Source organism: Pseudomonas sp. AK-TSAG1-1 (assembly GCF_056821665.1).
Genome location: NZ_CM165965.1, coordinates 2,702,277 through 2,713,621 on the forward strand (window position 1 = coordinate 2,702,277; position 11,345 = coordinate 2,713,621).

At 60.2% G+C, this 11,345-nt stretch carries 9 protein-coding genes; 6 read left to right on the forward strand and 3 right to left on the reverse strand.

The window, feature by feature from the left end; all coding sequences use genetic code 11:
* Window positions 1–45: 45 nt before the first annotated feature.
* Both AC1UK9_RS12070 and AC1UK9_RS12075 read right to left on the reverse strand, forming a co-directional pair.
* Window positions 46–921: a LysR substrate-binding domain-containing protein gene (locus AC1UK9_RS12070; protein ID WP_473015363.1), complete on the reverse strand. Its 876-nt coding sequence runs from the start codon at window positions 919–921 to the stop codon at window positions 46–48.
* A 219-nt stretch (window positions 922–1,140) separates the two neighbouring features.
* Window positions 1,141–2,319, reverse strand: coding sequence for a hypothetical protein (locus AC1UK9_RS12075; protein ID WP_482580180.1), 1,179 nt, complete (start codon window positions 2,317–2,319; stop codon window positions 1,141–1,143).
* A gap of 186 nt (window positions 2,320–2,505) precedes the next feature.
* Between AC1UK9_RS12075 and AC1UK9_RS12080 the strand changes: the two genes are divergently transcribed.
* The 6 genes from AC1UK9_RS12080 to AC1UK9_RS12105 all read left to right on the forward strand — a co-directional run bounded on the left by AC1UK9_RS12080 (window position 2,506) and on the right by AC1UK9_RS12105 (window position 10,211).
* A complete protein-coding gene (locus tag AC1UK9_RS12080; protein WP_482580181.1) occupies window positions 2,506–3,438 on the forward strand; it encodes a LysR substrate-binding domain-containing protein in 933 nt (310 codons plus the stop codon).
* A gap of 235 nt (window positions 3,439–3,673) precedes the next feature.
* Window positions 3,674–5,098, forward strand: coding sequence for an aldehyde dehydrogenase (gene aldA / locus AC1UK9_RS12085; RefSeq protein WP_482580465.1), 1,425 nt, complete (start codon window positions 3,674–3,676; stop codon window positions 5,096–5,098).
* An 82-nt stretch (window positions 5,099–5,180) separates the two neighbouring features.
* Complete coding sequence (locus AC1UK9_RS12090) at window positions 5,181–6,500, forward strand: MFS transporter (RefSeq protein WP_482580182.1); 1,320 nt, start codon at window positions 5,181–5,183, stop codon at window positions 6,498–6,500.
* Window position 6,501: 1 nt separating this feature from the next.
* Entirely contained in the window at window positions 6,502–7,719 is a 1,218-nt protein-coding gene (locus AC1UK9_RS12095; RefSeq protein WP_473015368.1) for a mandelate racemase/muconate lactonizing enzyme family protein, read from the forward strand.
* A gap of 154 nt (window positions 7,720–7,873) precedes the next feature.
* Window positions 7,874–9,493 (forward strand): GMC family oxidoreductase, encoded by a 1,620-nt coding sequence (locus tag AC1UK9_RS12100; protein ID WP_473015369.1) that lies wholly within the window; start codon window positions 7,874–7,876, stop codon window positions 9,491–9,493.
* 112 nt (window positions 9,494–9,605) lie between these two features.
* Window positions 9,606–10,211, forward strand: coding sequence for a DUF6338 family protein (locus tag AC1UK9_RS12105; RefSeq protein ID WP_473015370.1), 606 nt, complete (start codon window positions 9,606–9,608; stop codon window positions 10,209–10,211).
* Window positions 10,212–10,402: 191 nt separating this feature from the next.
* On the opposite strand, the gene AC1UK9_RS12110 is transcribed toward AC1UK9_RS12105, so the two are convergent.
* Window positions 10,403–11,287, reverse strand: coding sequence for a LysR substrate-binding domain-containing protein (locus AC1UK9_RS12110; RefSeq protein WP_473015372.1), 885 nt, complete (start codon window positions 11,285–11,287; stop codon window positions 10,403–10,405).
* Between the last annotated feature and the right edge of the window lie 58 nt (window positions 11,288–11,345).

Sequence of the window (11,345 nt, forward strand, 5' to 3'; positions counted from 1 at the left end):
TGCCGCCTTCGCGAGCAAGCCCGCTCCCACATTGGTTTTGCGGTGTCAGGGGTTGCTCACCAGGCTCAGCCAGTCGGTGAACAGCTTCACTTTCGACAAGCCCTGCTTGTCATTCGCCACATCCAGCCAGTAGCCATACGGGCCGATCACTTCAATCGGGGTGATCGGCAACAGGCTGCCGTTGGCCAGTTCCTTTTCGATCATCTGCCGGTCGATCACCGCCAGCCCGCCGCCGGCCAGTGCGGTGTGAATCACCTGGTCCAGGGTGCTGAATTCCAGACCTCGGGCAGCATCGATGTCGTCGCGTCCCATGGCTGCCAGCCAGTTCTCCCAGACCTTCAAGCGCTTGCCGTCGTGGAGAATGTGCAGCAATGGAAATTGCCGCAGATCCGGTGCTTGCTCGCCGTCGAACAGCTCCGGGCTGGCAACGGCGATGTGGCGTTCCATCACCAGCAGTTGGCTGGCGCAATGGGTGGCCGCTGCGAGGCCGAAACGGATGTGGCAATCGATCTCGGCGAGGCTGTCGTGGCTGGCCTGATTGGTTACGCTGAGGCTGATGTCCGGGTAGCGCTGGCAGAACGCGCGCAGGTGCGGCGACAGCCAGCGCGTGGCCCAGGTCGGTGGCGCGAGCACGCGCAGGCGTTGGCGCAGATTGGGCACGCGCACCGCTTGCAGCGCACGCTCCATGTGATCGAAAGCTTCGGCCAGATGCGGTTTGAGGTTGCTGCCGGCTTCGGTCAGTGACAGGCCTTGCGGCGTGCGCACGAACAGCGCGACGCCGAGGTAGTCTTCGAGTTGTTTGATCTGGCGACTGACGGCGCCCTGGGTGACGTTCAGGCCCAGTGCGGCCTGACTGAAACTGCGATGCCGCGCGACTTCTTCGAACACGCGCAGGGTGTTGAGCGAGGGCAGTTGACGCATGGAGGTGGAACTCCGGGCCGAGCGTTTGGCTCGGTTTTGTTTTTGTAGGTTTTGTTGGTAGGGGTTATCTGACTATTGGTGAGGGGGCGGATGCAAGCGTTGTTTGGCAGGACGCCTTCGCGAGCAAGCCCGCTCCCACATTGGATGTGTGTCAGACACACATCAGGTGGGAGCGGGCTTGCTCGCGAAGGCTGACTTTCAGGCGCGGTAAATCCCGGATCAGAAGTAGTAACCGACGTTCACATACAGCTGATTCTCCCACTGATCCAGCCCACCCGCACCGAGGCTCTGGGTGTAACTGCTGCCACCGATGTACGGGTCATTCCTGCCAAACAACCACTCGGTTGCGACCCACAATTTGCTCACTGAAAACGAGCTGCCGAGGATCATCCGTTCAGAAGTCTTGAAGCCGCTGGCGGATTTGTCGAAGGCACTGTAGTTGGCGTAGAGCTTGATTCCGCTGACCTGATCGAACAGGTATTTGCCAGCCACGTCGTAACTCAGATCCGCCACGTACAGATTGCCGCGACTGGCAACGTTGTAAGTGCCGTCGTAACCGCCAAGGGTCACCCGCTCATCAGTGCCGGCATTGCGCGGCGACATCTGCTGGCGTGCTGCCTGCAACTGCACGCCCCACGGGCCATTTTTGCCCAGATAATGCACGGCCACGGCGTTGCGCCGGCCATCGTTGTCGGTGTCCTTGTTTTCCAAGGTTGAGGTCAGGCCGGAGATCCCCACTTCGGATTTCCACGGCCCCAGCTCCAGCGCTTTCGCCACCCGCAGCACCACGGTGTTGCGTTCCTGGTTGTCGCTGCCGTCCGCCACGTAGCTGTCAGCCCCGGACACCACGCTGGAATAGGTGACGCCTTTGCTGGTGCCTTTGCCTTGCCACGCCGGACGCAAGTAGTAACCGGCCTGAACATTCCAGTCGCCGCTTTGCTGGATGTATTTGGCGCCGACCTGTTGCACGTCTTCCAGGCCAATGACGTTGCCCAGGGTTTCGTAGAAAGTGCTGCCGAAATACGGCTGCAGGCCGAACGGCACACTGTTCAGGCCGACTTGTACCTGTTGGTCCGGATTGAACTTGTAGCCGACCCAGGCGAACTTGGCGAACTGAATGTCGGCATAGTTTTTCGTGTACTGGTAAGGGTAGGAGCGACCGTAGAAGCGATACTGCGCCTCGCCGATCCAGCTGTCGGAATTGTATTTGGCGCTGAGGAAGACCGTGTCGAGGCCAAACTTCTGAATGTCGCGATCCGGGTCCACGTCCCAGCGCGCACGAATGGCGCCGCCAAGATCAAGGTTGTCGGTGACTTGTACCGCCATCGCCGGAGCGGCAACGCTGCAGAACAGAACGATAGACGTGGTGCGCAGGCGCAAGGATGCAGGGAAGGGCATGGAGCGGCTCTCGATTGTTTTTATTAGAGATGCCGCGCAGTTTTGCCATCCGCTGGAGGTTGAACAAACGATAAAAACGGTGCGCAAACCTGCATCGAATGCATGTTACTCAAAAAATCCTGTAGGACAGTCCGGCACAGGCATGGGATGCTTTACGCCTTGTCAGTGGTTTTCGAGTGCCTTGATATGAAACGCAAAATGCCTGGCCTGAACGCGCTCAAGGCGTTCGAGGTGGCCGGCAGCACCGGCAGTTTCACCCGCGCCGCCGAGTTGCTCAACGTCACCCAGAGTGCGGTCAGCCGTCAGGTGCGGCAACTGGAAGAACAACTCGGTGAAAGCCTGCTGGAGCGGCGCCATCATCATCTGGAGCTGACCGCCGCCGGCAAGGTGCTGCTGCGGGCACTGCACCAGTCGTTCGACAAGATCGAACTGACGGTGCGCAGCATCCAGCAGAAAACCCATTCCAACCGGTTGCACATCAACGCGCCGCCGACCTTCACCAGTCGCTGGCTGATGCCGCGCCTGGGGCGTTTGCGCGAGCAGCACCCGGAACTCGAACTGAGCATCACCACGCGCTTGCAGGACAGCCTGGCGGAAACCAGCACACTCGACTGTGCGATCCGTTTTGGCGACGGTGAATGGGACGGCCTCGACAGTTCGCTGCTGATTCAGGAACGGCACATTGCGGTGTGCGCGCCGTCGTTGTATGCCCGCGAGGGCGGCGAGCAGGGCATCGACCTCAATCACCTGACGCTGCTGCACGTGCTGGCCAAGGAAGATCAGCGCTATCTGACCTGGAAACACTGGCTGGACGCGGCGCGCATCAGCGGAGTCGACACCCAGGGCGGTTACGAATTCGATCTGCTGGACCTGGCGATTCAGGCCGCGACCGACGGGCTGGGGATCACCATTGCCGACTGGCACATGGTCGCCGCTGAGTTGGCCAGCGGGCAGTTGACCCAAGTGCTGAATGTGCACGTGGAAGGGCACCAGTCCTACTGGCTGGTGACCCGGCCGGAGCAGACCGAGATGCCGCAGTTGCAGGTGTTTGCGCAATGGCTGCAGGAGGAAATCTGGCTGGCGCAGCGCCAACTCGAGCCCTCGACCGCTGCGACCTGACCCACCCCAAATCCCCTTGTGGGAGCGGGCTTGCTCGCGAATGCGGTGCGTCAGCTTGCATCGACAACGCCTGACACCCCGCTTTCGCGAGCAAGCCCGCTCCCACACAGGATTCTGCGCGCGCGAGGGTAACCTGCATTTTTCGAATGTTTAAGCGCCCTTTAAATCGTTTGTTCAACCCGCCAGCGATGACAAGACTGGCGGCATTGATAAAAACAAACGATGGGCGATGCACATGCGAGTCGAGCGAAATTATGTAAACGGCCACTTCATCGAGCCTGCCAGCGCGGCGCTGATCGAGGTCTATAACCCGGCCACTGAAGCGTTGCTCGGCCATGTGTCGGCCGCGACCGTCGAGGAAGCCACCGCAGCCGTCGATGCGGCAGCAACCGCACAAAAGGTCTGGGGCAAGCTCACCAGCATCGAACGCGCCGAACATCTGCGAGCCTTTGCCACTGCCCTTGAAGAGCGTGCCGAAGCCATCGGCGCCGCACTGGCTGCCGAGTCCGGCAAGAGCGTCGCCGACGCCAGCAACGAAGCGCGTTATGCCGCGCAGATCACCCGCTATCACGCCGAGTGGGCACGCCGCATCGAAGGCGAGATCATTCCCAGCGACAGCCCCGACGAAAACCTGTTTCTGCACCGCGAGCCAATCGGTGTCGTTGCCTGCCTGATCCCGTTCAACTACCCGGTTTATACCCTGTTGCGCAAAATTGCCCCGGCGCTGATTGCCGGCAACACCGTGGTGGTGCGCCCGAGCAACAACACCCCGACCTCGGCGTTCGAAATCGCCAAAGCGGTGCAACAGTCGGGCATGCCGGAGGGCGTCATCAATATTCTGACCATGGATCACGCGACCGCAGCGACAGTCTGCACCCATAGAGCCGTGGGCCTGATTACGTTGACCGGCAGCGTCAACGCCGGGCGCATCGTCCTCGACTACTGCAAGGCCAACATCGCCAAGCCGTCGCTGGAGTTGGGCGGCAAGACCCCGGCGATCATCGAGGCCGATGCCGATCTGGAAGCCGCAGCCACGGCGATCGTTGCGTCGAAAACCACCCACTGCGGCCAGTTGTGCACGGCGGTAGAGCGGGTCTACGTGCAGGAAAGCGTTCATGACCGCTTCCTCGCCTTGCTCAAGACCAAGATTGCCGCCGTGAAATTCGGCGATCGCGCCACGGACGCCAGTCTGATGGGGCCGTTGGTCAACGCCAGTTCGCAGCAGAACATCCACGCCATGGTCGAGCGCGCCATCGCCGACGGTGCGGTCCTCGAAAGCGGCGGTGTATTGCCACAAGGCCGTGGGCATTTCTATCCGCCGACCCTGCTCAGCGGCTGCCGCCAGGACATGGAAATTGTCCAGGAAGAAATCTTCGGCCCGGTACTGCCGGTGCTCAAGTACCGCGACATCGATGAGGCACTGGCGATGGCCAACGATCATCAGTTCGGCCTGTCGTCGGTGCTCTACACCGAGAACTATCGCACCGCGCAGAGAGTCGCCAACGCTATCGAAGCCGGCGAGTTGTACGTCAATCGCACCCCGGCCGACCCGTATCAGGGCTACCACGCCGGCTGGAAACGCTCGGGCCTGGGCGGCGATGACGGCAAGCACGGCATGCTCGAATTCACCCAGACCCGCCTCGTGGTCATGAAGTACTGATCCACCGCAACACGCCTCATGCTGCACCTATAAAAACAATTATCAGGGGCGCCCGGAGCACGGGTCGCCCGAGGTCACTTCAATGTCCAAGCATGCATCCTCTGCTGCCGTTGTTCAGGGTTCCCATTCGGCTGTGAAAAGCCCGAGTGACAAGGGAAGTCGCTATGTCCAATTGATGTTGCTGGTGCTCGCGGCCGGCGCGATCTATCCGATTCTGTACCTGCGTCAGGTCTACCAGACCACGATGCTCGAAGTGTTCCAGATCAACCACAGTGAACTGGGCTATCTGTACTCGATGCTCGGCACGATTTTCCTCCTCAGCTACTTGCCCAGCGGCTGGCTGGCCGACCGCATTGCGCCACGCTTTCTGATTTTCTTTTCGCTGGTGGCGACCGGCGCGCTGGGCCTGTGGTATTCGACGGCGCCGTCGATGAGCGGGCTGATGATCATCTTCGGTTGCTGGGGCCTGACCACCGGTTTGACCTTCTGGGCCTCGGTGCTCAAACGGGTGAAGATGATTGCTCATCACACCGAACAGGGGCGCTTCTTCGGCATCCTTGATGGGGGTCGCGGCCTGGTCGAGGCGCTGCTGGCGACGGTTGCGCTGGCGCTGTTCGCCTTCGCCACCGAAACCCGTGGTGAATCCACCGCCGAAGGCTTCCGCCATGTGGTCTATCTGTACGCCTTCACCTGTATCGCCATCGGCTGCGTGCTGGTGTTGATCAAGGATCCGAAATCGATGGCGGACACGCCGCCGGTGGAGAAGGGCAAGTTCAACCTGCTCACGGATCTGGCGACTCTGGTGAAGATTCCCGAGCTATGGCTGGTCACTGCGATCGTGTTTTGCGGTTATCACATCTTCTGGGCCACCTACAGCTTCTCGGACTACCTGCAAGGCAGCGGCCTGACCGCCGTCATGGCCGGCACTATCACCACGATCAAGTTGTGGATGCGCCCGATCGGCGGCATCGGTGGCGGCTGGCTGGGGGACAGGTTCTCGAACATTTCGGTGCTGATCGTCGCGCTGTTGCTGGCGAGTCTGGCGATCGTCGGCCTGATCGTATTCCCGGCGCTCAACAGCATGGGGCTGCTGATTGCCACGGTGATTTTTATTGGCCTGATGACTTACGCGATTCGCGGTTTGTATTGGGCAATTCTCGACAGCTGCAACATTCCGCTGCGCATCACCGGTCTGGCCATCGGCATCGTCTCGGTGGTCGGCTATATGCCGGATGCCTTTATTCCGCTGATCAACGGCTACCTCACCGAACGGTTCCCGGGAGCCTTTGGTTACAAGCTGTATTTCGGCTACATCGCCTTTATCGGACTGCTCGGCACTCTGGCTGCTGTGACCTTGCGTGCCCGAATCAATCGCAAATCCTCGAAGAAAACTGGTGCCTGACATGAAAATCATCGCCCTGGAAACCCATATCGTCGCCGTACCGCCACCGCACATCGGCGGCATGTACTGGCTGTTCGTCAAGCTCAGGACCGACTGCGGCATCGAAGGCGTCGGCGAGATCTACGCCGCGACCTTCGGCCCCAACGCCATGCTGCCGATCATCGACGACGTGTTCGAACGCTACCTGCTCAATCAGGACCCGCACCATATCGAACGCTTCTTCCGCCAGGCCTATTCCAGCGGGTTCACCCAACGCCCCGATCTGACCATGATGGGGGTGGTCAGCGGCCTGGAAATGGCCTGTTGGGACATCATCGGTAAAGCGGCGAACAAGCCGGTCTACGAACTGCTCGGCGGCAAGGTCAATGAGCGCCTGCGCTCCTACACCTATCTGTACCCGGTCAACAGCCGTGGCGAGTACGACTACGACGATCCGGATCTGGCGGCTGAATGCGCCGTGGAGAATATGAACAAGGGCTTCACGGCGGTGAAGTTCGACCCGGCCGGCCCGTACACCGCGTATTCCGGGCACCAGATTTCGCTGGAGGTGCTGGAGCGCTGCGAAACCTTCTGCCGCAAGATCCGCGAAGCGGTGGGCAACAAGTGCGACCTGCTGTTCGGGACTCACGGGCAGATGGTGCCGTCATCGGCCATTCGTCTGGCCAGGCGCCTGGAAAAGTACGACCCGCTGTGGTTCGAAGAGCCGGTGCCGCCGGGGCAGGAAGAGGCCATGGCGCAAGTCGCGGCCAAGACCAGCATCCCGATTGCCACGGGCGAACGGCTGACCACCAAGTACGAGTTCTTCAAGCTGTTGCAGGCCGGCGGCGCGTCGATTCTGCAGATGAACGTGGCGCGCTGCGGCGGCCTGCTCGAAGCCAAGAAAATCGCCAGCATGGCCGAGGTCTACTACGCGCAGATCGCTCCGCATCTGTACAACGGACCGATTGGTGCTGCGGCCAGTTTCCAGTTGGCGACCTGCACCCCGAACTTCCTGATTCAGGAAAGCATCGAGACCTGGGGCGGCTTCCATGCCGAGATCCTGAACAAGCCGCTGCAGTGGGAGGACGGCTACATCATCCCGTCCACCGAACCGGGCCTGGGCGTGGAACTGAACATGGACGTGGTGCGCAGGCATTCGCCGTACACCGGCGAGCGCCTGCACCTGCAAATGGCGCCGACGCCAGTGGACGTCAAAGACACATCCCCGGCCAAAGGCTGACGCAGATCCATTGTGGGAGCGGGCTTGCTCGCGAAAGCGCTGGGTCACCCTCTGAAAGTGGCGGCTGATACGACGCCTTCGCGAGCAGGCTCGCTCCCACAGGGGAGTGTGGTGCGCTTTTCGATTTGTACAACGACTTACGCGGTAACCGTGCATGACATACGACTACATCATCGCTGGCGCCGGCGCAGCAGGCTGCGTGCTGGCTAATCGGCTCTCGGCCTGCGGGCAATACACGGTGCTGCTACTGGAAGCGGGCGGTAAAGACAGCTCGCTGTGGTTCAGGATTCCGGTCGGCTTCGCCAAAATGTATTACAACCCGACCTTCAACTGGATGTACTACAGCCAGCCGCAGAAGCAACTGGGCAATCGCGAAATCTACGCCCCGCGCGGCAAGGTGCAGGGCGGTTCGGGTTCGATCAACGCGATGATCTACGTGCGTGGCCAGGCCCATGACTTCGACGACTGGGCGGCCAACGGCAACGACGGCTGGGGCTTCAAGGAAGTGCTGCCGTATTTCCGCAAACTGGAAAACCATCCGCTGGGCGACAGCGAATACCATGGCGGCAGCGGCCCGATCAGCATCACCCCGATGAAGGGCCAGACCCACCCGATCTGTGATGTGTTTCTTGAGGGCTGTTCGCAGCTCGGCTATCCACGCAGCGACGATTTCAACGGGGCGAAATTCGAAGGTGCGGGCTTGTACGACGTCAACACCAAAAACGGCCAGCGTTGCTCCAGCAGCTTTGCACATCTGCATCCGGCACTGAGCCGGCCGAACTTGACGGTCGAGCATTACGCCCTGGTGGATCGCGTGCTGTTTGACGCTGCGCAGCAGCGCGCCACTGGCATCTCGATCACCCAGCACGGTGTGACGCGCACGTTTACGGCGCGCAAGGAGGTGATCCTGTGTGCGGGCGCGGTCGATACGCCGAAAATCCTGCAATTGTCCGGCGTGGCCGATCGCGAGTTGCTCGCCAGGCACCAGATTCCATTGGTCAGGCACCTGCCGGCGGTGGGGCAGAATCTGCAGGATCACCTGTGTGCCAGTTACTACTACAAGGCCAACATCCCGACGCTCAATGATGAACTGAGCTCGCTGTTCGGCCAGCTCAAGCTCGGCATCAAATACCTGCTGACCCGCAAGGGCGCACTGGCGATGAGCGTCAATCAGGCGGGTGGGTTCTTTCGCGGCGACCAGCAGCAGGTGCATCCCAACTTGCAGTTGTACTTCAACCCGCTGTCGTACCAGATCCCGAAAAACAACAAGGCCAGTCTCAAGCCGGAACCGTATTCGGGCTTCTTGCTGTGCTTCAATCCGTGCCGGCCCACCAGTCGCGGGCGCGTCGAAATCGCCTCGAAAAATCCACGGGACGCGGCGTTGATCGACCCGAACTACCTGAGCACGCAGAAGGACATCGATGAAGTGATTCAGGGCAGTCGCCTGATGCGCAAGATCATGAACGCCCCGGCGCTCAAGAGCATCACCGTCGATGAAGTGTTGCCCGGCCCGGCGGTGCAGACCGATGAGCAGATGTTGCAGTACTTTCGCGACAACTGTGGCTCGATCTATCACCTCTGTGGTTCTTGCGCGATGGGGGCGGACGAGCAGACATCGGTGGTCGACAAGCGCCTGAAGGTACATGGCTTCGAAGGGTTGCGGATTGTCGATGCGTCGATCTTCCCGAACGTGACGTCGGGCAATACCCATGCGGCGGTGCTGATGGTGGCGGAAAAGGGTGCGGATCTGATTTTGCAGGATGCGCAGGTTTAGCGGCTGGCGTAATGCGCTGTGACAGTTGGGCGAAGGCATTCTTTCAGCGTGCACTAGGCTTTGATTGCCGGTCACTTATCGGGCCGGCAAGTCTTTCAAGGAGCCACGGATCATGGATGATCTGGTCAAAGAAGTGATTCCGTTGTTGCAGTATCTGATTCCCGGGTTTGTCTCGACCTGGATTTTTTATACGCTCACCGCATTCAAGCGACCCGACACGTTTGGGCAGATTGTGCAGGCGTTGATTTTTACGTTTGTGATTCATGGGGTGGTGCTGGGGATCGGGGCTGCCTGTTTGTGGATAGGCTCGAAGGGTATCTCTGTAGGAAAGTGGGATGGTAAAGCCGAGGCTTTGTGGGCGTTTATCGTTTCAATGGCGCTTGGGCTGTTGTCGTGTGCTCTGGCTTCGAATGACAAACTGCACAAATGGTTACGAAGTAAAAATGTAACGAATAAAAACTCTTATCCCAACGAGTGGTACAGCACGTTTGTCCGCCACAATCGGCTGGTAACTCTGCATTTGACGGATGAGAGGCGATTGTTTGGCTGGCCCGTCGAGTGGCCTTCCGGACCTCTGGAGGGACAGTTCATCATGCTCAATCCAGGCTGGCTGGGGGAGGATGGCGTGGCGCTGCCTTTTGGCGCCGAACTATTAGTGATAGATTCCTCGAAAGTTCAGTGGGTCGAATTCAGTTCTATCGAAGAGGTTTCAACATGAGCGCAAAAGAGCCTACTCCCATGCCGCCTAGCGTCAGACGCCTCTTTTATGGCCCGGACGGCAAACTGCTGGCCAAGCCCCTCGTCAAAGGGCCGAGTGCGCCGCCTCCGCTAAAGCGCCAGTCCAGGGATTGACTGAACGCCGTTCATCGAGCGGCGTTTCGTTATGTTTTGCATGTGCGGGGGCGCCGATCACAGCATGTCCACCAACCAATCCCGAAACGCCTTCAACGACGGCAACGCCTCGTTACGCGGCGGATACACCAGGTAATAGCTGCGCCGACTGGTAATCGGTTCCCCCAGTTGCAGCAGCTCGCCGTTAAGCAATTCATCCTCCACCAGAATCCGCGGTACCAGCCCCACGCCGATATTGGCCCGCACCGCCTGAATCAAGTGCGAGGTCATTTCAAAGCTCGGCCCGATGCGCATGCTGCGGTGCGGCAGGCGGTGATGAGTGAACCATTCCGCCCAGGCCTGGGCGTTGCTGCTGACATTGAGCAGCAGCTGTTCGGCAATCTGCTGTTCGGCGTCCTGATACTCGACTGCTGACAGCTGTGCACTGGCGATCACCACCAGTTCTTCGGTGTGCAGGGGCAGGGCGCTCAGTCCCGGCCAGTGACCACCACCGACACAGATCGCGGCATCGATCTCGCTGGTGTCGAAGTCGATCGCTTCGATCCGCGAATGCAAGTGCACGGTCATGCCCGGGTGCGCGGTGTAGAAATCCTTGAGTCGTGGCAGCAGCCATTTCGAGCCGAAGGTTGGCAGCGTCGCCAGCCGCAGGCTGTGGATGCCCGAACCAAACGCCATGGCCTGCAAGGTCGCGCTGCGGATCTGTCCGAGCGCTTGGGCCAGTTCGCGCTGATACATGCGCCCGACATCGGTCAGCACTACTTGCCGGCCTTCGCGGCTGAACAGACGCATGCCGAGCATCTTTTCCAGAATCTGCACCTGGCGGCTGACCGCACTCTGTGTCAGCGACAGTTCGTGGGCGGCGCGGGTGTAGCTTTCATGGCGCGCGGCGGCCTCGAAGGCCAGCAACAACGACATGGAAGGGGTGAGGGTTCGCGGATTCATTCGTTTTAGTCATGGATTGCGGGTCGATTTTACGCTTGTCCCGATGGCGCCAAGCAAT